The organism is Streptomyces daliensis (genome assembly GCF_054782395.1).
Genome location: NZ_BAAGSO010000089.1, coordinates 11,864 through 30,437, shown reverse-complemented (window position 1 = coordinate 30,437; position 18,574 = coordinate 11,864). Strand labels below are relative to the sequence as shown.

The 18,574-nt window shown below is 69.8% G+C and carries 19 protein-coding genes; 12 read left to right on the top strand and 7 right to left on the bottom strand.

Features of this window, described 5'->3' with window-relative positions; translation table 11 throughout:
• Positions 1 to 12 precede the first annotated feature (12 nt).
• Together ACYVOO_RS21645 and ACYVOO_RS21640 are read right to left on the bottom strand one after the other, a co-directional pair.
• Entirely contained in the window at positions 13 to 1,230 is a 1,218-nt protein-coding gene (locus ACYVOO_RS21645; RefSeq protein ID WP_461017325.1) for an acyl-CoA dehydrogenase family protein, read from the bottom strand.
• Positions 1,231 to 1,272: 42 nt separating this feature from the next.
• A complete protein-coding gene (locus ACYVOO_RS21640; protein ID WP_461017324.1) occupies positions 1,273 to 2,838 on the bottom strand; it encodes a class I adenylate-forming enzyme family protein in 1,566 nt (521 codons plus the stop codon).
• Between the two features lie 152 nt (positions 2,839 to 2,990).
• Between ACYVOO_RS21640 and ACYVOO_RS21635 the strand changes: the two genes are divergently transcribed.
• A complete protein-coding gene (locus ACYVOO_RS21635) occupies positions 2,991 to 3,587 on the top strand; it encodes a TetR/AcrR family transcriptional regulator (protein WP_461017323.1) in 597 nt (198 codons plus the stop codon).
• An 80-nt stretch (positions 3,588 to 3,667) separates the two neighbouring features.
• Here the strand turns inward: ACYVOO_RS21635 and ACYVOO_RS21630 are convergent, their stop codons facing one another.
• On the bottom strand, positions 3,668 to 5,053 hold the full coding sequence (locus ACYVOO_RS21630; RefSeq protein WP_461017322.1) for an MFS transporter: 1,386 nt from the start codon (positions 5,051 to 5,053) through the stop codon (positions 3,668 to 3,670).
• 259 nt (positions 5,054 to 5,312) lie between these two features.
• Between ACYVOO_RS21630 and ACYVOO_RS21625 the strand changes: the two genes are divergently transcribed.
• Positions 5,313 to 6,503 carry a serine hydrolase domain-containing protein gene (locus ACYVOO_RS21625; RefSeq protein WP_461017321.1) on the top strand — a complete coding sequence of 397 codons (1,191 nt, stop codon included), beginning with the start codon at positions 5,313 to 5,315 and terminating at the stop codon, positions 6,501 to 6,503.
• A 21-nt stretch (positions 6,504 to 6,524) separates the two neighbouring features.
• Here ACYVOO_RS21625 and ACYVOO_RS21620 read toward each other — a convergent pair whose 3' ends face one another.
• The gene (locus ACYVOO_RS21620) at positions 6,525 to 7,016 is read right to left on the bottom strand and encodes an NUDIX domain-containing protein (protein WP_461017320.1); all 492 of its coding nucleotides are present in this window, start codon (positions 7,014 to 7,016) and stop codon (positions 6,525 to 6,527) included.
• Positions 7,013 to 7,333, bottom strand: a complete 321-nt coding sequence (locus ACYVOO_RS21615; RefSeq protein WP_461017319.1) for a hypothetical protein — start codon at positions 7,331 to 7,333, stop codon at positions 7,013 to 7,015. Before ACYVOO_RS21615 ends, ACYVOO_RS21620 begins: the two co-directional genes overlap by 4 nt.
• Before the next feature lie 361 nt (positions 7,334 to 7,694).
• Between ACYVOO_RS21615 and ACYVOO_RS21610 the strand changes: the two genes are divergently transcribed.
• The 8 genes from ACYVOO_RS21610 (at position 7,695) to ACYVOO_RS21575 (ending at position 12,392) form a co-directional block, all read left to right on the top strand.
• Positions 7,695 to 8,936: a helix-turn-helix domain-containing protein gene (locus tag ACYVOO_RS21610; RefSeq protein ID WP_461017318.1), complete on the top strand. Its 1,242-nt coding sequence runs from the start codon at positions 7,695 to 7,697 to the stop codon at positions 8,934 to 8,936.
• Between the two features lie 140 nt (positions 8,937 to 9,076).
• Positions 9,077 to 10,309: a helix-turn-helix domain-containing protein gene (locus tag ACYVOO_RS21605; RefSeq protein WP_461017317.1), complete on the top strand. Its 1,233-nt coding sequence runs from the start codon at positions 9,077 to 9,079 to the stop codon at positions 10,307 to 10,309.
• Between the two features lie 75 nt (positions 10,310 to 10,384).
• A complete protein-coding gene (locus ACYVOO_RS21600; protein WP_461017316.1) occupies positions 10,385 to 10,648 on the top strand; it encodes a hypothetical protein in 264 nt (87 codons plus the stop codon).
• Positions 10,645 to 11,031, top strand: coding sequence for a hypothetical protein (locus tag ACYVOO_RS21595; RefSeq protein ID WP_461017315.1), 387 nt, complete (start codon positions 10,645 to 10,647; stop codon positions 11,029 to 11,031). The genes ACYVOO_RS21600 and ACYVOO_RS21595 overlap by 4 nt, the downstream gene beginning before the upstream one ends.
• A complete protein-coding gene (locus ACYVOO_RS21590; RefSeq protein ID WP_461017314.1) occupies positions 11,028 to 11,450 on the top strand; it encodes a hypothetical protein in 423 nt (140 codons plus the stop codon). Before ACYVOO_RS21595 ends, ACYVOO_RS21590 begins: the two co-directional genes overlap by 4 nt.
• Positions 11,451 to 11,476: 26 nt before the next feature.
• Positions 11,477 to 11,641: a hypothetical protein gene (locus ACYVOO_RS21585; RefSeq protein WP_461017313.1), complete on the top strand. Its 165-nt coding sequence runs from the start codon at positions 11,477 to 11,479 to the stop codon at positions 11,639 to 11,641.
• Positions 11,642 to 11,676: 35 nt separating this feature from the next.
• Positions 11,677 to 11,883 carry a hypothetical protein gene (locus ACYVOO_RS21580; RefSeq protein ID WP_461017312.1) on the top strand — a complete coding sequence of 69 codons (207 nt, stop codon included), beginning with the start codon at positions 11,677 to 11,679 and terminating at the stop codon, positions 11,881 to 11,883.
• Positions 11,884 to 11,897: 14 nt separating this feature from the next.
• A complete protein-coding gene (locus ACYVOO_RS21575; RefSeq protein WP_461017311.1) occupies positions 11,898 to 12,392 on the top strand; it encodes a hypothetical protein in 495 nt (164 codons plus the stop codon).
• 162 nt (positions 12,393 to 12,554) lie between these two features.
• Here ACYVOO_RS21575 and ACYVOO_RS21570 read toward each other — a convergent pair whose 3' ends face one another.
• Together ACYVOO_RS21570 and ACYVOO_RS21565 are read right to left on the bottom strand one after the other, a co-directional pair.
• On the bottom strand, positions 12,555 to 14,150 hold the full coding sequence (locus tag ACYVOO_RS21570) for a solute symporter family protein (protein ID WP_461017310.1): 1,596 nt from the start codon (positions 14,148 to 14,150) through the stop codon (positions 12,555 to 12,557).
• Positions 14,147 to 14,539, bottom strand: a complete 393-nt coding sequence (locus ACYVOO_RS21565) for a DUF485 domain-containing protein (protein ID WP_453349569.1) — start codon at positions 14,537 to 14,539, stop codon at positions 14,147 to 14,149. Before ACYVOO_RS21565 ends, ACYVOO_RS21570 begins: the two co-directional genes overlap by 4 nt.
• An 816-nt stretch (positions 14,540 to 15,355) precedes the next feature.
• Here ACYVOO_RS21565 and ACYVOO_RS21560 point away from each other — a divergent pair.
• Both ACYVOO_RS21560 and ACYVOO_RS21555 read left to right on the top strand, forming a co-directional pair.
• Positions 15,356 to 18,139 (top strand): sensor histidine kinase, encoded by a 2,784-nt coding sequence (locus ACYVOO_RS21560; protein WP_461017309.1) that lies wholly within the window; start codon positions 15,356 to 15,358, stop codon positions 18,137 to 18,139.
• Positions 18,136 to 18,570, top strand: a complete 435-nt coding sequence (locus tag ACYVOO_RS21555; protein ID WP_453349571.1) for a roadblock/LC7 domain-containing protein — start codon at positions 18,136 to 18,138, stop codon at positions 18,568 to 18,570. Before ACYVOO_RS21560 ends, ACYVOO_RS21555 begins: the two co-directional genes overlap by 4 nt.
• The last annotated feature ends 4 nt before the right edge of the window (positions 18,571 to 18,574 follow it).

Genomic DNA, 18,574 nt, shown 5'->3' with positions numbered 1-18,574 from the left:
TCCCCAGCGCGATCAGGCGGTCCGGGCCGGTTCCGCGAAGGCCAGGAACTTGGCGATGCCGTTGCGCTGGATCTCCGACGTCCCGGTCAGGACGCGGAACATGCGGATCTTACGGAAGAGGAACTCGATCTCGTTGCCCTGCGTGAGCCCTTCCTTGCCGAAGATCTGCACGGCCTCGTCGAGTATGCGGAAGGAGGACTCGGCGACGAACAGCTTGCACATGAACGCCTCGTTGTGGACCTCGCGGCCCTCGTCGAGCGCCGCGAGCGCGTCGTACGTCATGGAGCGGGCGGCGTAGAGCCCGGTGGCCATGTCGGCGATCTTGTGCTGGATGGCCTGGAGCTTCAGCAGCGGCTGGCCGCCCGCGACCTTGCGGTTGCGGGTGCGGTCCAGCGTCAGGGCCAGCGCGCGACGGGTGGCGCCGAGCACGGTGGGGCAGTGCAGCAGCCGGTTGGTGGTGACCCGCCCGAGGGCGATGCGCATGCCCTTGCCTTCCTCGCCCAGCAGGTTGGCGGCGGGGACATGGCAGTCGTCCAGGACGATGTCGCTCTCGATGTGCTCCCCGGACATCGGCGTCGCCCCGTCCTCGACGCGGCAGCCGGGGCTGTCCAGATCGACGAGGAAGGCGGAGAACTCCGGCTTCTCGCCCTCCCGCTCGCCGGTTCCGGCCATCCGTGCCACCACGATCGCGAAGTCGGCGAACGGCCCGGCCGAGGAGAACACCTTGTGCCCGGTGAGCCGGTAGCCGTCGTCGCCGTCCCGCACGGCGACGGTGCGCATGGACCGTACGTCGGAGCCCGCGTCCGTCTCCGTCAGGGAGAAGCAACAGGCACGCTCGCCGCGGATCAGCGGCAGCAGGTACGTGTCCAACTGGTGCTGGGTGGCGTGCTTGAGGATGTCGCCCGCGCGCAGCGGCCCGCCCATGTCGCCGAGCACGCTGTGCGACAGGACCCGGCCGCTGGCCCCGATCTCCTCCTTGAGGGCGGCGAGTTGGCTGAACGACAGGTTCTGCCCGCCGTACTCCTCGGGCAGGTGGATGCCGTAGAAGCCCAGCTCGCGGCTGCGCCGCCACACCGGTTCGAGGTCGGCGCGGGTGAGGCGGCTCTCGCGGGTGAGGCCGCGCTCGCGTTCGTAGTCGGCCAGCTCGCCGTCGAGGTATGTGCGCAGCCGCTCGACGAGTTCGGCCAGGCGCGGGTCGTGGTCGTAGGCGGGGTGCAGGGTGAACGGCACAGGGGCTCCAGGGTCGGGGCGGAAGCGGAGGGCGGGCGGGGGTCAGTTGACGCGGCGTGCGGTGTCGGCCCAGTACGGTTCGCGCACGGCCTTGCGGTCGAGCTTTCCGTTCCGGTTGTGGGGCAGTTCGGCCACGAAGTCGACGGAGCGGGGCTTCTTGAGGCGGTCCAGGCGCTCGGCGCAGAAGCCGGTCAGCTCGTCGGCGGTGACGGTCGCGCCGGGCTGTGTGACGACGACGGCCTTGACCGCCTCGCCCCACTTCTCGTCGGGGACGCCGATCACGCACGCTTCCTGTACGGCGGGATGCTCGTAGAGCGCGGCCTCGACCTCGGTGCAGTAGATGTTGAACCCGCCGGAGATGATCATGTCCTTCTTGCGGTCGACGAGGAACAGATAGCCGTCCTCCCGCATCCACGCCAGGTCCCCGGTGTGCACCCACCCGTCCCGGAAGGTCTGCGCTGACAGCTCGGGCTCCTTCCAGTACTCGCGCACGCAGTCGGGCCCCCGCACGATGATCTCGCCGACCTCGCGCGGGCCCAGCTCCCGGCCCGCCTCGTCGACGACACGTATCTCGGTGTCGTACGCGGCGCGCCCGCACGACTGGAGCAGCTCGGCGTCCTCCTCGACGGCGCGCGCGATCTCCTCGCTGCTCAGGCCCGCGACCACGCTGGTGGTCTCGCCCAGCCCGTACCCCTGCGCGACGACGGGTCCGAAGAACTCCACCGCGTCGCGCAGGCGTTGGGGCGAGATGGGGGCGCCGCCGATGCGCACGCTCGTGAGCGACGACAGGTCGCGCCCGGCCGCGCCGGGGTGGGCGAGCACCATGTTCAGCATGGCGGGCACCAGGAACGTCGCGGTGACGGCCTCCTTCTCCACCGTCGCCAGGAAGCTCTCCGGGCTCCAGGCGGGCAGCACATATGTCGTGGCCCCGCCGAAGACACCGGCGAGCAGGCCCATTCCGGTGGCGTGCGTGATGGGGCCGCAGGCCAGATAGCGGCTGCCAGCGCGTGGCCTGGACTCGTCGCTCATGAGCTGCTTGCGCATGTTCGCGAGCCGGTTGCCGACGGTCTGCACGGCCGCCTTGAGCGCCCCGGTAGAGCCCGACGTGAAGTTCAGGACGCAGGGCTCGTCCTCGGCGACGTCCACGCTGAACGGGTCGTCCGCGCTCTCGGCGAGCAGCGCGTCGTAGGCGGCCTCACCGGTTTGCGGGCTCGCGGGCGGGTCCAGCGGGACGGGCAGGCAGCCGGTGCCGGCGGCGGCGATGGCGGCGAGCGCGTCCTCGCGGTGCGCGGCGTCGAAGACCAGGGCGCGTACGGGGGCGTAGCGCAGGATGTGCTCGATCTCGCCGCGGCCGAGGCGTGCGTTGATCGGGGCGCGGGTCAACCCCGCCTTGTACAGGGCGAATTCGACCTCCACCAGCTCGCCGCGGTTCCACGCGAGGGACGCCACCGCGTCACCGGGCCGCAGGCCGCGGGCGGCCAGCGCGGAGGCGAGGCGGTTCGTGACCCTGTCCAGCTCGGCGAAGGTCGCGGACCGCTCCCCGCACACCAGGGCCGTCTCCTGGGGCCAGTAGCGGGCGCTGCGGGACAGATAGGTGCCGAGGTTCATGAGGGCGTACTCCCGGTGCGGTGGCGGAGGTGCGGAATGTGGGTTGCTTACAACACGAACAATTACATACAGGCTGTTCATTAACTGCTTGGGTGTCAAGGCTCTCCTACACTGGTGCGCGCACCGAAGGCGGCAGGCGAGGAGAGGTCACGATGGCCGAGGACAGACGGATCAGGCGGTCGCGACGCCTGCTGGGCGGGGCCCTGGTGGAGCTGGTCCTGGAACGCGGGTTCACGGCCCTGACGGTGGAGGACATCACCGAGCGCGCCGACGTCGCGCGTGCGACGTTCTACGCGCACTTCCGGGACAAGGAGGACCTGTTCGCGCGTGTGACGTCCGACCTGCTGGAGACACTGGGCGAACGCCTGGCCCCCGCGGTGGCCGACAGCACGGTGGGCTTCACGGGCAAGCCGGTCCTGGAGATGCTGCGGCACGCCCGCGAGGAACGCGACCTGTACCGGATCGTGCTGCGCGGCGAGGGCGACGGTAAGCCACTGCAAATGTTCGTCGACGCCTGCGCGCGGGCCACGGCCGAGGAGTTCCGGGCCCGCGCCGAGCGCAACGGCGTACAGCCGCGCATCGACGCGGACCTGCTGGCCCGGGTCTGGGTCGGCGAGCAGGTCGCGGTGCTGCGCTGGTGGGCGGAGCAGGACGCGCCGTCGCTTCCCGCCGAGGAGGTCGTACGGATGCTTCTGGACCTGTCGATGCGCGGGCGGTACTGGGCGAGCGGCTTCGACGCCCAGGACTGAGCGGGTCCAGGACTGGGCGGGTCCAGGACTGAGCGGACGCCGGTCCGTGCGGGCCCCGGCCTGGGCGGACCCGGGCCCGCTCAGGCGGCGGAGTCCTCGACCAGCCCCAGGCGCCGCGCGTCGCGTTCGGGCCTGATGGTCAGCAGCGCCACCAGGCCGGTCAGCAGCATGACGGCGGCGGTCAGCAGGAACGCGCTGGTGTAACCCGCGCTCTGCGAGTCCGCCGAGTCCAGCATGTGCCCGGTGAGGTAGGGGGCGATCAGGTTGGGCAGGGTGCCGCTGGCCGCGACGATGCCGAAGAGTGCCCCGCGCTGGAGGGGCGGCACGACGGCGGCCGTGGTCATGTAGTGCAGCGGGAAGACGATGGCGTGGCCGCCGAACGCCAGGGCGAGCAGCACGATCGCCAGCACCTGCCCGTCGGCGAAAGAGAGCGCCGCCATGGCGACACCGGCGGCCATGACGGCGATGCCCTGCGGCACCCCGCTCGACCAGCGGGTGGACACTCCGCGCCGGTTCAGGAAGTCCACCAGCGGCGAGACCGACAGGAGCAGGACGAGGCTGAAGGCCGCGATGGCGCTGATGAGTGTGGCCGCCGTGCCCGGCGTCAGGCCCAGCTGGGTCCGCAGATAGACGGGCAGCCACGCGTGGCTCAGGGCCATAGCCCACGAGGCGCCGAAGGCACCGGCGATGCTGCCGATCACGGTGCCGTTGGTCAGCAGCCGACGGTAGGGGAGCCGCTGTTGGGGCGGCGCGGGAGCGGCGCCGGTGTGCGCTGCACGGTCACGGGCCGCACGGTCGCGGGCGGGACGGGCGGCGCCGTACGGCCCGTCGCGCCCCACCTTCCACCAGATCGCGCTCCACACCACACTCGTCACGGCCAGCGCGGCGAACGCCGAGCGCCAGCCGAAGCTGGTGATGAGCCAAGTGACGACCGGCGCCGCGATCAGCGTGCCGAGCGCGGCCCCGCTGATCTGCAACGCAGACGGCAGGCCGCGCCGGTCCAGCGGAAACCACTTGTACAGGGCGTGCATCGACATGGACGTGGCGGGCCCCTCCGCCGCGCCGAGCAGCACCCGGCCCGCCACCAGCGTCGACACCGATGCCATGACCAGGACGGGAAGCTGGGCCACCGCCCACAGCATCGCCATGGTGAACAGCAGCACCCGGCTGGAGATCCGCGCCGAGACGAACCCGACGACCAGCCCGGACAGGCTGAACAGGATCGAGAACGAGCTGGATATCGCGCCGTACGTGCTGTTGCTGATGTTCAGCTCGGCCATGATCGGTACGGCCGCGAGGCCGAGCACGGACTTGTCCGCGAAGTTGATGATCATGAACGTGACGATCATCGCGGCGATGAGCCAGGCGTGCCGCCGGTCGAAGACGGGCGCCGACGCCGCCTCGGCGTCGGGGACGGTGTGCGCGTCCGCGTCCAGGGGTGCGGCGGACGGTGGCGGGTTCGCCATTGAGACTCCTGCGGCTCGGAGGGAAGGGCTGTGCGGCCGTCGCTGCGCATGTCCCCCTGCGCAGGTCGCAGACCCGACGCGCACATTTCCCAAACAAATTGTCTGGTAGCGAGCAACTAATTTGGCAACGTAACGGGGGGCCGTCTTCCGGTCAACGGTTCTGACCGCACCCTGTCGAAAATGCTGAACAGTCTGTACGTTAACGAGAGGCACGTACGGAACCAGTAAGCCAGCTCCGAACAGAAAGAGAGCAGTCCTCATGCCCCACACGGCCCCGCTGAGCGAGCTGAAGTGGACCCGCGGATACTCCGACCCCGACTGGATCCGCCGCTTCACGTCAGCGGGCCGCGAACTCTCGCCGAGCCGACGCGTGTGGCGGGGCCGTGAGCAGCGCCGGGAACTGCCCGGGCGGGACGCGGGCATCGACACCGTCGAGATCACCGCACCCGACGGGCGCACGCTCAAGCTGCCCGAACTGTTCGCCGCGGCGCAGACGGACGCCCTGCTGGTGCTGCACCGAGGCACCGTCGTCCACGAGACATACCTGCACGGCACGCGCCCTGAGACCGCCCACTTCAACGCCTCGGCGGCCAAGTCGTATCTGGGGCTCCTGGCGGCGACGCTCGCCCACCAGGGCGAACTGGACCGCGACGCGCGCACGTCCGCGTACGTCCCCGAGCTGGCGGAAACCGCGTTCGGTGCCGCGCGGATCGACGACCTGCTGCACATGGGCACGCGGATGAGCTACGCGGGCCGCGCCTTCGACAAGGCGATCGAGGCCCAGCGCTACCAGGCGGTCATCGCACCCCAGATGTGGCCCTACGGCTACCAAGGCCCGACGAGCATCCGCGAACACCTCTCCACCGCGCGGGCCACCGGAGCGCCGGGCACCGCCTTCCGCTATGAGAACGGCAACGTCGAAGCCCTCGCCGAAGTCCTGCGCAGAGTGACGGGGCTGACGACATCCGCGCTGCTCAGCGAGCTGATCTGGTCCCGTCTCGGCGCGGACGAGGACGCGTACTACGTCCTCGACAGCGAGGGCGTCGAGGCCGCCTGCGGCGGGTTCAGCGCCACCGCGCGCGATGTCGCCCGGCTCGGCGAGATGCTGCGCTGCGGCGGAGCGGTGGGCGGGCGCCAAGTGGTCCCCGAGGCCGTCGCCACCACCATCGTCAGCGGTGTCCCCGACGGTTACGCCCGACGGGTCCGCTTCCCCGCCGCGCCCCCCGACTCGCCCGCCAACCTCTCGTACCACGACCTGTGGTGGGTCCTCAACGACCCCTACGGCTCCTTCATGGCCAGCGGCATCCACGGCCAGCGGCTGTTCGTCTCACCCCGACTCGACCTGGTCATCGTCCACTTCGGCTCCCAGGTCATGTCCCCATCCGTCCCGCCCGCACCACTGGTCCCGGCCTTCCTCCAGATCGGCACCCACCTCGACGGGCTGGGCTGAGGGCGGGGGCCGCGTCCGGGCTCAGGTGATGTACGGGGTCTGCGAGGTCAGCCCGTGTCTGATGCGTTCCAGCAGTGCGGGATGCACGGGGTACGTGTCCAGTTCGGACGGGTCGATCCAGCGCACTTCGGCCGCCTCGTCCGGCTGGGGGCGTACCTGCCCGCCGAGCAACCGGGCCCGCAGGCAGATGTTGATCGGCTGCCGTACCTCGTCCACGCGGTCTCCGTGCATGTAGACGATCACGTGGTCGGGAGTGGAGAACACTCCGACCAGGCCCACCACCTCCACATCGAGCCCGGTCTCCTCCTTGCACTCCCGAATTCCGGCCTGCCCGACGGTCTCGCCCTTCTTCACGCCACCGGTGGGGATGGTCCACAGGTCGTTGTCGACGCGGCGCAGCATCAGCAGCCGGCCGTCGTCGTCGCGGACGAATACGCTGGCCGAGGTCTTGCGGCTGGTCGGCTGCGGCGCATCCGGGTCCCGCCAGTGGTCGATCCTCCGCGTCCCCTTCATCGCCCCTCTTCCGGGTTCCCCAGGCTGACGGGCCGGGCCGATGCCCATACCCGCTCGTACGACTCGACGTAGGTGTGGAAGAACTGGCCGTCTATACGCCGCAGATGCATCGTCGGCGTATAGGCGGCGAGCACGCCGTAGGCGTGGACGTTGACGATCATCTCGTCGTCGAAGCGGTAGATGCTGTTGTACAGCGGAGTGTCGTGCAGCCGTACTTCGACGGAAGCGGGCATCCGGTCGCCGTAGTAGGCGAGGACCCGACCAGCCGTGGGCCCGCCGTCGCGACGACGGCCGCGAAGTCCGGTCGTGTCAGCCACGCGTCCAGGAACGGCGCGAAGCTCGCGCGGGCCGCCAACGGGTCACCGCTCCCCGCGTACACCTCGTCATGCAGGTCCAGCAACCGCTCCTGCTCCGCGCAGGCCTCCGCCCCGCCCAGGCGCCGCAGCACCGGCTGCCCGGACCGCTGGCCGTTCATCTCCACGTCCCTTCTTCCCGTTCGACGGTAGACCCGCCCATGGAGCCCTGAAAGGCAGAACAGCCGGCTGTACGGGGCACGTGGATGCCGCTCGGCGACGCTCATGCATGCGGCCCCCGCCGTGAGGCGAGGGGCGACGACTGTCGCCCGGCGCGGCGCCGGGCGTACCGTCCCAAGTGTCAGCAATGGGATGGGAGTTCAGTATGCCGCAATGGGCTGAGTACAGCACAGGCGAGCGAATCAAGATTCTCCGAGGTGAACGCACCCAGGACGAGCTGGCGCACCTCGCCGGTCTCTCCCCGGTCCGCGTCCGCCGAGCCGAGCAGGACGTGCAGCTCACCCTGCCCACTCTGCTCGCCCTCTCCGACGCGCTGTCCGCCGACGTCTCTGTCATCCTCGGCCAGCAGGCCCCGCGCCGTGGACTCGGGCACGAGGACCGGCAGATGCTCCGGCGGCTGTCGCACACGGTCCACGACACGGCGGCTGGGATTCTCCAGCAGGATGACGAGGCGCCGACCGTCGCGGAGCTGCGCGCCGCCGTGGACCGGTGCTGGGATCTGTACTGGGACGGCCGGTACGCGGAGGCCGGTGCGGTCGCGGCACCCTTGGTGCGCTCGGCGGCGGCCCGACTGCACGACCAGCCGGACGGGGCTCGTGCGGGTGCCCATGGTCTCCTGGCCGACGCCTACCGGGTGGCGGCCTACGTCTCGAACCTGCTCGGCCAGCGGGACCTTGCCTACACCGCGATCGGCCACGCCCGCTCCGAGTCCGCCGCGGCGGCGGACGATCTGCGGCAGGCACTGGTGGACTCCGGCCGGGCCTGGATCTACTTGCGCGACGCCCGGCTCCCCGATGCTCTGAGGCTCGCGGAGAAGGCGGCCGCCGATATCGAGCCTCGCTTCTCCCGCGCCACCGTGGAGCAACTGACCGTCTACGGCAGCCACGTGAACTTCGCGGCGGTCGTCGCCTCGCGGATGGGGGACAAGGAGCGGTCTGCGGACCTGCTGAGCCAGAGCCATGCGGCCGGGGCCCGGATGGGCGGCGAGCACAGGGCGCACGGCACCCTGTTCGGGCCCGTCTCCGCCACCACTCAGGCCGTGGGGATCAACGTCGCATTGGGCAAGGCCGGTCAGGCGCTCGATCTGGCGGGCAGTGTGACGCCGGATGACGAGGCGGAGTTGTCCCAGGCCGCGCAGCGCCGGTACGCGCTGGACCGGGCGATGGCGCAGGCGGACACGCGACGGTGGGACGACGCACTGGACACGCTGGAGGAGGCGCTGACCGCGTCGCCGGAGTGGGCGCGGCACCAGGCGTTGCCGCAGGTGATCGTGGACAAGGTCGGACGCGCGTCGACGGCGCGTCTGCGCCGGGTCTCGACGCTGATCGGGGCGCGGGAGACGGCACCGACAGGATTCGCGACGGCGACCTCCCGCACGGCCCTGTAGCTGGACCTCGGGCAGAGCTGAGGGCGGGGGCCGCGTGAGTGCTTCCCGTAGGGGAAGCCCGCATTGTGACCCGTGCGCGGGCCCATCACCCGGCCGTACGCTGGCCGGTGAGTGCTCTACATCCCATCAAGGGGACCCACATGATCGAACCGTCCAACATGACCACCGGGGAGCGGATCAGGTACTACCGCAACCGGAAGGGGATGCCGCAGGCAGCCCTCGCCGGGCTCGTCGGCCGCTCCGAGGACTGGCTCTCGAAGGCCGAGCGCGGCATCATCCCCATCGACAGCGTGTCCATGCTCATCACCATGGGCCGGGCTCTGGACATCGAAAACGTCGCCGACCTCACTGGCCCGTACTTCGACCTGAGTCTCGCCGCTGGCCCCGAGCATCCGACCGTTCCCGGCATCCGACGGGCCATCAACACGCCGCCTTCGCTGCTCGGGATCGGGTTGCCCGGCGACGCACTCACCGCGCAGCAGCTCGCCGAGCGCGTGCGCGAGGCGTGGGCCATCTACGAGAACGAGACCGAGCGGTACCTGCCGGTCGGTGAGCTGCTGCCCGGTCTGCTCGCGGAGGCGTACGCCACGCTGCGCGACGTGACCGGCGAGGACGAGCTTGCGGCGACCCGCAGCCTCGTGTCACTGCTGCACCTGCACCAGGTGTTCCTGCGACGCGTCGGCGAGCGCAAGCTGAGTCTGCGGGCGGCCGACCGCGCGATGCAGATCGCGGACGAGACCGGGGATCTGTCGCTGATCGCCGCAGCAGCGTGGAACGTCTGCGGCATCCTCGTCAGCTCCGGCGAGGTCGCTGACAGCCTCGATCTGGCCCGGCGCACTATCGATCACTGCCGACCGGGCGAGGCAGCGACACCCGAGCACCTCTCGGCGTACGGAGCCCTCCACCTCGTTGCCGTCATCGCCGCAGCACGCGACAGCAAGGCGCCTACGGCGTGGGAGATGCTGCACAAGGCAGAGGACGTGGCGGACCGGATCGGCGCCGATCGCAACGATTTCCACACCGCCTTCGGGCCGACGAACGTCCGCATGCACGGCGTGCACCTCGCGGCCGAGGAAGGCGACGCGCATGAGGCGTTGCGCTTGGCTGACGACGTCACGGTGCCCGAACCCGGCGGGGTGCTGCCGCTGGAGCGGACGACGCGATACCTCGTCGAGGTGATGCACGCGCACCGGCTGACCAACGATGACTTCGGCACGCTCTACATGCTGAACAAGATCATGGAGGCAAGCCCGGAGGAGATCCGGTACTTCCCTCTTGTGAGGGAAGCCGTACAGACCCTCCTCAAGCGACCTCGCCCGCAGATGCGCAGTGACGTGCACAAACTCGCGTCACACATCGGTGTGCTGACGTAGCCTCAACCCGGAACCAGGGACGGCCCGGAAAATCCTTCCGGGCCGTCCCTTGCTGTGCGCCCTACCGTCCGTGACATGAGGACGACTCACCGACAGCGGAGGGCGACCGAAGTGACCGCCAACCCCGCCCAGGGCGTAAGAATCGAACGGCTCTCCCGGCGCCCCTTACGGCGCACACAAGCGGGCCGTATCGCACTCCCGCTATGGGTGCTCAAGGACGGCAAGCACGTCGGTGACGGCGACCTCGTCATGACGCAGGACGAGGCGACCGAACTGCTACTGGAACTCCAGGCGCAGCTCGCGAACCCGTCGACCATCGACCGCGAGGCGACGACATGAGCCGCACTGTCCCTGACCACATCCGCCGCGCCAGCCTCGCCGACGCGGCAACCGGACGCACAGCGGTCGTCCTGTACCTGTGTCTGGCGGCCGATGCGGATGCCGCCTCGCCGCTGATCGAACTGCGCCGGTATGCCGCTGCCCGCGACTGGACCGTGGTCGCGGAACTGGTGGACCGCTGCGGCCCGGAGACAACGCTCCGGGACCGGGAGCAGTGGCCCTCTTTGGCGGAACTCCTCGTCTCGGGGCGGGCACAAGGGTTCGTCACGCAATCCACGGAGATGTGGAGCCACCGGCCGGGGGAACGCAAACGCGTCCTCGACTGGGCCGCAGACCACCACACGTTCGTCTGCACGGTACGCGCAGAGCAGGCAGTCCGATGAGCCCGGCCCTTCACACATGGGCTCCGCCCTCCGGTGTCGCCGCCGAGTTGTTGCCCGCCGGGGTGTTCTGGGATGGGGTCGCAGTCCCCGCGTATCTGGGCCGCCAGGTGCTGGCGCGGCTCGGCCGTGAGTCCGGCGCCGTGATCCGGGATCCGTACGGGTACCGGCTGACTTGGTTGGTGCCGCCCGGTGCGACGCGGGGGTGGGTGGTGCCGGAGACCTCGTGGGTGCAACTGCTCGGCACTGCGCAGCATCTGACGGTTCCGCCTGGCTGGTGCACTCGCTCGGCCTTCACGCACTGGGTGCGGGGGTGGGCGGAGCATGGGCTCACCGATGCGCGGTTGCTGCACGTGGTGCTGGACGCGGTGATCCGTGCCGAGCACGGGCCCCGCGAGTACGAGAGCGGGGCCGGGCGGTGAGTCCGCGCTGTTTCCGGTGCTGTCGGGTGCCCGGTACGCAGACGGTCCTTGAGCTGTACTCCGGTGACGAGCGGGGCGCGAGCCCGCAGACACGGACGCGCACTGTTCCGGTGAAGGTGTGTGACGGGTGCGCGGCCGACATCGCCGCCGAGGACGAGGCCCGCGCCCAGAACCCGGAGGCGGCACGGTGACCGGCCGCGCCTGCGAAGTGGAGGGTGACGGTCACGTGGGCCCCGTCATGCGCTACCTGGCCACCGCGCGCTATCCGTGGCACGAACCCGTGTGGCTGTGCCCCGGGCACGGCGCCTACCTCCCCCTCGCCGCCATCCGCGCCGACGTCACCGGGGAGACCGTGGCCCGCGCCATCACCGTCTTCACCGGCGCCGGAAAACGTCGCGCCGACGACACCGACCCCGCGCCCACCCACCACTGACCTGGAGCAACCCTGTGTCCCGCGATCACACCGTTCTCATTCCCGCCGACCCCGAGGATGTCTTCTACGACCCTCACGGCTGGGCCACCACGGCGGGTTTCCCCGTCGCCGTCCTCGACGGCCAGCAGGCACGCTTCGTGATGCGCCGCATCCAGGACCGCGCCGTGCGGCTCATGTACGAGCTGCCGCAGGGGCCCGCGTTTCTCACCAGTTACCCGCGGCCCATGCCGTCCGGGCAGGTCATCGAGATCATGGAAGGCAACCTCGCGACGCTCCTCACCGGCTACGCCTGCCACGCCCTGCGCCTGCGCGAGAAGGGCGAACGGATCGCCGTCGACGGGGAGACCCGCGACTGCCTCAGCACCCTCCTCGCACCCCGCCACTGGTGGCACGCCCGTCACACCCGTATCGGCAAGGCCCTGCAACACGAGGGCCGCACCGTCATCCTCACCGCGCCCCTCGTCGGCGGACGCGGGCTCCAACTGACCACCGTCGCACCCGCCCCATAAAGCCCCCGTCCCCTGGGGGAACCGTCGGCAGCGGTCCAGGGGACGGGCCCCACGTCCCGGCGTGGGCGCGACGGCGCCCGGCACCCGGACCCCGTGCCGGGGCCCCGCGCCAGGACGGCGAAGCCCCCGCTCTCAGCACGAGAGCGGGGGCTTCGCGAGCGGCTACAGCCGGGCGCCGATCCCGGTCAGCGCCCGGACCTCCATCTCCGCCTGCTTGTCCGGATCCGCGGGGCGTCGGCTGAACACGGTGCCGAGGAAGCCCAGCACGAACGAGAGCGGGATCGACACGATGCCGGGATTGACGAGCGGGAAGAGGTGGAAGTCGACGCTCGTGAAGATCGACGTGGAGGTGCCCGAGACCGCCGGTGAGAAGACGATGAGCACGAGGCAGGACACCAGGCCGCCGTAAATGCTCCACAGCGTCCCCGACGTGTTGAAGCGTTTCCAGAACAGGGTGTAAAGCATCGTCGGCAGGTTGGCGGAAGCGGCGAGGGCCAGGGCCAGCGATACGAGGAAGGCGACGTTCTGGCCGTCGGCCACGATGCCGCCGACGATGGCCAGGAGGCCGACCACGATCGCCGTCAGCCGGGCCACCCGGATCTCGGACCGGGGATCGGCCTTACCGCGCCGTATCACGTTGGCGTAGACGTCATGCGCGAACGAAGCCGAAGCGGCCAGGGTCAGACCGGCCACGACCGCCAGGATCGTTGCGAAGGCCACCGCCGAGACGACTCCCAGGAGCACGACTCCACCGATATGGAAGGCGAGCAGCGGCGCCGCGGAATTCTCGCCGCCCGGGGCGTTGGCAATCACGTCGGAACCGACCAGCGCTGTGGCGCCGTAACCGACGACCAGAATTCCCAGGTAGAAGATGAACATCGACCAGGAGCACCACACCACCGAGCGGCGCGCCTCCTTGGCATTCGGCACGGTGTAGAAGCGCATCAGCACATGCGGCAGGCTGGAGATTCCGAGGACCAACGACAGGGCCAGCGAGACGAAGTCGATTTTGCTGATCGCGTTCTGGCCGTACGAGCTGCCCGGTTCGAGCAGTCGGCTGCCCAACGGGCTGTTCTCCGTCGCCTGTTGCAGAAGCGCGGAAAAGCTGAATCCGAACTTGCCGATGATGAACACGCTGATGAATGTCACGCACACCAGGAGCAGACCGGCCTTGATGATCTGCACCCAGGTGGTGCCCTTCATCCCGCCCACCAGCACGTACAGGAGCATGACGGCGCCCACGCCGCAGATGAGCAGCGCCCGCCCGCCCCTGGTGTGCACGTCCAGCAGCAGGGCCATCAGTCCGCCCGCGCCGGCCATCTGGGCGAGCATGTAGAAGAGCGTGATGACCAGGGTGGCGTTGGCTGCGGCGGCGCGTACCGGGCGCTGCTTCATGCGGAAGGCCATCACGTCGCCCACGGTGTAGCGCCCGGTGTTGCGCAGCCGCTCGCCGATGAGCAGGAGGGCGACCAGCCAGGCGACGAGCCATCCGACGGAGTAGAGGAACCCGTCGTAACCGTGGACGGCGATCGCCCCGGAAATGCCCAGGAAGGACGCCGCGGAGAGGAAGTCGCCGGACATCGCGATGCCGTTCTGCACACCGGTGAAGGCACTGCCCGCGGCGTAGTAGTCGGATGCCGTCTGGTTTTTGTTGGTGACCCTGTAGACGATGAGCAGGGTGATGACGACAAATACCAGGAACACGCTCAGATTGAGCATGGGGCTGCCGATGGCGTCGGACGCGATCTGCCTCTTCATTGCTTCTCGACTCCCGCCAGTTCGTGGATCCTGTCCACTTCCGGATCAATCCTCTTCCGGGCGAAACGCCGGTACGCCAGAACGATCACGATCGTGGACACGAACTGCAACAGACCGAGGATGGTGCCCATGTTGATTTCGCCCGTGACCTTTTGGCTCATGAAGCCGTGGGCGTAGGCGGAAAGCAGAGCGAACGTCATGTACCAGCAGAAGAAGAGCGCGCTCATCGGGAAGACGAACAGCCGGAGCCGTCTGCGTAGCTGGACGAACTCCTCGCTCTGCTGAATCGCGGAGTAGTCGGGCTCGCCTTGGCGACGGGGATCGGTGAACTCCCGTCCGGCAGGCCGCTCGGACACTTCAAAGGGGGGCGACCCTGCCGGCCTGGTCACGTTCCTCTTTCTGTGGATTCGGGCAGGAGGACGCGTGGGCGCTCCTGCCTGCGGCGAGCGGGCGAGCGATGGAAAGGAGCAAGCCGTAGCCCCTGGGCGCTGGAGAGTGTAGCGAGCCGCCACACACCGTCAACCAGTGCCCCACGGCTCACGCGGCGAGCGTCGAATCCCGCGTGGGTGTCCAGACGCACCCCGAGAACCGTTTCGAACCATTCAATGCCCGCAATGGCTCCGAACTGAAGGCGACTTGATCCTATTTTTGCCCAGCATTTACCGAACCCGCATGGTGTCGTCGACCGGACCTCCGAATGTGGAGATCATGTGCGTAACGGTTTGGTTCGTCGATGACTGGGTCGGGGGGCCGCATTGTTGCCGTTCGTCTGGCTGTCCTAAACTCGCCTGGGTCCCACAGCGCTTGACAGGTCGGCACACGGCATGCGGGGATCGGTTCGCATCCGAGGATTGGGAGACGGAACAATGGTTTTCCTTGGGCGCACCCGCGACGTCGCCGGGTCGGTTGAGGGCCCTTGGGTGAACCCTCTCTTAGTTCTCGAAATACAACTATCCAATGCCCGGGACATATGCCCGCCCCTGGGGTCGTGCATCGTGGCGTGACCGCAGGCAGCCGCGCCATCCCCCCTCCGGCACCACTCTGTGCTGCCGGGCGTCCCCGTCCTGCTCAGGTGAAAACCCGGGAGAAAACAGCATCGTGACAGGTACCAGCGAGCAAGCTCTTCCGAGTACGGAGTTCATACCGTGAGCGCGGCCAGGCATGCGGCAACGCGCCCGGCACGGCCGTCGCGGTGGGCTTCGCTCGTGCAGTGGCGGAACTGGCGGCTACTGGTGAAGCTGGCGGCGGTACTGCTCGTGCCAGCGCTGCTCGCTGTCGGTCTCGGCGTCGTGCAGATCCATGACGACGTCACGCGTGCGAACTCGTACGCGGATATGCAGCGGCTGGTCAAGATGCGCGGTGAGCTGCGCACTTTGCTGAAGGCCCTGCAAATGGAACGCACGATGTCCGTCGAACGACTGAGTGCCGCCGACGCCGACGCAGGAGCAGGCGACGCCCACGACACGGACGCCCACGACACGGACGCCCACGACACGGACGCCCACGACACGGACGCCCACGACACGGACGCCCACGACACGGACGCCGCCGACGCCGCCGATCTGCGGAAGCAGCGCCAGAGCGTCGACAGCGCCAGGACCACCGTCGCCCACACCAGGAAGCAGGAGGTCTCGCTCACGGACGTCGCGGCGCACCGCTACAGCGACGCCCTCGGCCTCATGGACCGCCTGCCCGCGCTGCGCGCACAGGTGACGTCCGGCGACGTCAGTTCCTGGTCCGCGCTCAACGGCTACGGCAAGGTCATCACGGGAGTGCTCGATCTGGACCAAGCACTCGCCAGCGGCTTGCAGACCCCCCAACTCACCAGGGCCGCCACCGCGTTGTACGTCCTGGAGGCCGTCGAGGAGCAGATCCACCTGGAGCACGCGATCCTGGCGCAGGCAGCGGGCCGAGGCCGTTCGATGACCCCGACGCTCACGAAGGCGCTGCGCGAGGCCGACGTACGCATGCGGGACAGGCTCGCCGACTTCCGGGCCGTGGCCACCCCCGCTGAGCTGAGCGAGTACAAGCGGACGGTCACCGGCCCCGCCGTCACCCGGCGTGCGGACGTGGTCAGCACCGTGCTGGCCCAGCCCCTCACGTCGGGCACACAGCAGGACGCCGCGTCGCTGCCCGTCCCGGCCGACAAGTGGAACCGCGACTCGGAGACCGCGGGAAACCTCGTCGACAAGGTGTCGGGCGGCTTCCTCCACAAGCTGCGCACCTCGTCGGCCCAGGCGCAGGACGAGACGAGCGACCGCGCGGGCGCGGCGTCCGTCATCCTCTTCGCCGTGCTGCTGCTCGCCCTGACCATCGGCCTCGGCATCGGCAGGCATCTGCTGCGGTCACTGACCGTCCTGCGCTCGACGGCACTCGACGTGGCGGAGAACCGGCTGCCCGCCGCCGTCGAGAGCATGCGCGAGGGGCGGAAGGCGGACGGCGTGGTCGACGTCGTGCCGGTGCACACCACGGAGGAGTTCGGCCAGCTCGCCAGGGCGTTCGACACGGTGCACGCGGAGGCCGTGCGCCTGGCAGCGGAGCAGGCCGCACTGCGCGGTGACCTCAGAAGCACCCTGGTCAACCTCTCCCGGCGCAGCCAGAGCCTCGTGGACCGGCTGCTGCTGATGATGGAACAGCTCGAACGGCACGAGGAGGACCCGGAGCAACTGGCCAGCCTCTTCACGCTCGACCACCTGGCGACGCGCATGCGGCGCAACAACGAGAACATGATGGTCCTGTGCGGCAGCAGCCTGGTGCGCCCTGCCCACGGTGCGGCGCTGGACACCGTGCTGAGGGGCGCGGTCTCCGAGATCGAGCACTATCAGCGCGTGCTGGTCCAGCCCAGTCCAGCCGTCGACGTGGTCGGGTACGTCGCCGGTGACCTGGGGCGGCTCGTCGCCGAACTGCTCGACAACGCCACGACGTTCTCGCCCCCGCATACTCAGGTGGGCATCGGCGGCATCCGGCAGGCCGACGGCTCGCTGCTGATCGAGATCCAGGACGGGGGGATCGGGATGAACGAGAGCGACCTGGCCAGGGCCAACCGGCGCGTGGCGACGGACACCGCCTCGGACGCGCCCGCGTCGCGGCAGCTCGGGCTGTTCGTGGTCGGCCGCTTGGCGGGTCGGCACGGCATCGACGTCAGCCTCAGCTCGCAGCCGGGCGTCAGGGGGCTGCGCGCCAGCGTCGTGGTACCGGCCAAGCTGGTCACGGCACAGGCGACGGCGCCGTCCCGCACGGACCAGCCGGGCGCCGTGGCCGGACGGCGCCCCGCCGCCGCGCTTCCGACGCGGACGCCCGGTGGCCGGGCGAACGGAGGCCGGACGGACGGCGGCCGGACGGGCGGCGGTCAGGCGGGCGGTGGCAAGGCGGACGTCGGCAAGGCGGACGTCGGCAAGGCGTCGTCGGGCCTGCCGCAGCGGCCGGTCTCCGGCGCCGCCGTGACGACAAGGCCCGCTCCGGGCGGCAGGGCCGCGCCTCAACAGCCCGGCGGCCCCTCGTGGTTCGACCACCCCGCGTCGGCGGCGTCGGACCATGGCGCGAACCACGGCGCGAACCACGGCGCGGGGAACGGCGCGAACGCACAGGCGCGGCGCCCCGCGCCGGAGAAGCCCGCACCCGCACCCGCCTCCGCCTCCGCCTCCGCCTCCGCGCCCGCAGCCCGCCGCCCGGCCGGGGACGGTGCGCGGGAGCCTGGCCAACCGGCCGGGCTGACGGAGAACGGGCTGCCCAAGAGGGTCCCGCGAACGCGACCCGCTCCGGCCCGGACCGAGCGGCCCGCCACCGCCACCGGGGCCGGAGACGGGAACGGGTACGGGAACGGGAACGGGAATGCGAACAGGGACGGAAATGGGAACGGGAACGAGGGCGCCGTGAGCAAGAACGCCAGCCGCGCGCACAGCTTCCTCAGCAGCTACCAGTCGGGCATCCGTCGGGCTCAGCCTGATCAGACGCACAATCCATCGGCGACGGGCAGGGAGACCCCATGACAGCACCCCACTCCCCGGAGGTGAGCCAGTTCGGATGGCTGGTCACCAACTTCACGGAGCGAGTGCCCGACGTGGCGCACGCCGTGGTGATCTCGGCCGACGGACTGCTGCTCACCGCTTCGGACCAACTGGCACCCGAACGTGCCGAGCAGCTCTCCACCATCGCGGCGGGTGCCGTCAGCCTGGTCCAGGCCGTCGCCGACTGCATGGAGACCGGGAACGCGCTGCGCACCGTGATCCAGATGGAGCACGGCAACATGCTGATGATGTCGATCAGGGACGGCTCGTGTCTGGTCGCCCTGGCGGCTCCGGACTGCGAAATCGGCCAGATCGCCTACGAGATGACGGTGCTCGTCGACCAGGCCGGTGAGATGCTGACTCCGGAACTCCGAACCGAGTTGCAGCAGTTCCAGCAGACTGCTGCCCGATAGCCGG

Excerpts from the sequence above, each read along its gene's own strand:
- ACYVOO_RS21640 (WP_461017324.1), bottom strand. The coding sequence starts at position 2,838 with ATGAACCTCGGCACCTATCTGTCCCGCAGCGCCCGCTACTGGCCCCAG.
- ACYVOO_RS21635 (WP_461017323.1), top strand. The coding sequence starts at position 2,991 with ATGGCCGAGGACAGACGGATCAGGCGGTCGCGACGCCTGCTGGGCGGG.
- ACYVOO_RS21630 (WP_461017322.1), bottom strand. The coding sequence starts at position 5,053 with ATGGCGAACCCGCCACCGTCCGCCGCACCCCTGGACGCGGACGCGCAC.
- ACYVOO_RS21625 (WP_461017321.1), top strand. The coding sequence starts at position 5,313 with ATGCCCCACACGGCCCCGCTGAGCGAGCTGAAGTGGACCCGCGGATAC.
- ACYVOO_RS21620 (WP_461017320.1), bottom strand. The coding sequence starts at position 7,016 with ATGAAGGGGACGCGGAGGATCGACCACTGGCGGGACCCGGATGCGCCG.
- ACYVOO_RS21610 (WP_461017318.1), top strand. The coding sequence starts at position 7,695 with ATGCCGCAATGGGCTGAGTACAGCACAGGCGAGCGAATCAAGATTCTC.
- ACYVOO_RS21605 (WP_461017317.1), top strand. The coding sequence starts at position 9,077 with ATGATCGAACCGTCCAACATGACCACCGGGGAGCGGATCAGGTACTAC.
- ACYVOO_RS21600 (WP_461017316.1), top strand. The coding sequence starts at position 10,385 with ATGAGGACGACTCACCGACAGCGGAGGGCGACCGAAGTGACCGCCAAC.
- ACYVOO_RS21595 (WP_461017315.1), top strand. The coding sequence starts at position 10,645 with ATGAGCCGCACTGTCCCTGACCACATCCGCCGCGCCAGCCTCGCCGAC.
- ACYVOO_RS21590 (WP_461017314.1), top strand. The coding sequence starts at position 11,028 with ATGAGCCCGGCCCTTCACACATGGGCTCCGCCCTCCGGTGTCGCCGCC.
- ACYVOO_RS21570 (WP_461017310.1), bottom strand. The coding sequence starts at position 14,150 with ATGAAGAGGCAGATCGCGTCCGACGCCATCGGCAGCCCCATGCTCAAT.
- ACYVOO_RS21555 (WP_453349571.1), top strand. The coding sequence starts at position 18,136 with ATGACAGCACCCCACTCCCCGGAGGTGAGCCAGTTCGGATGGCTGGTC.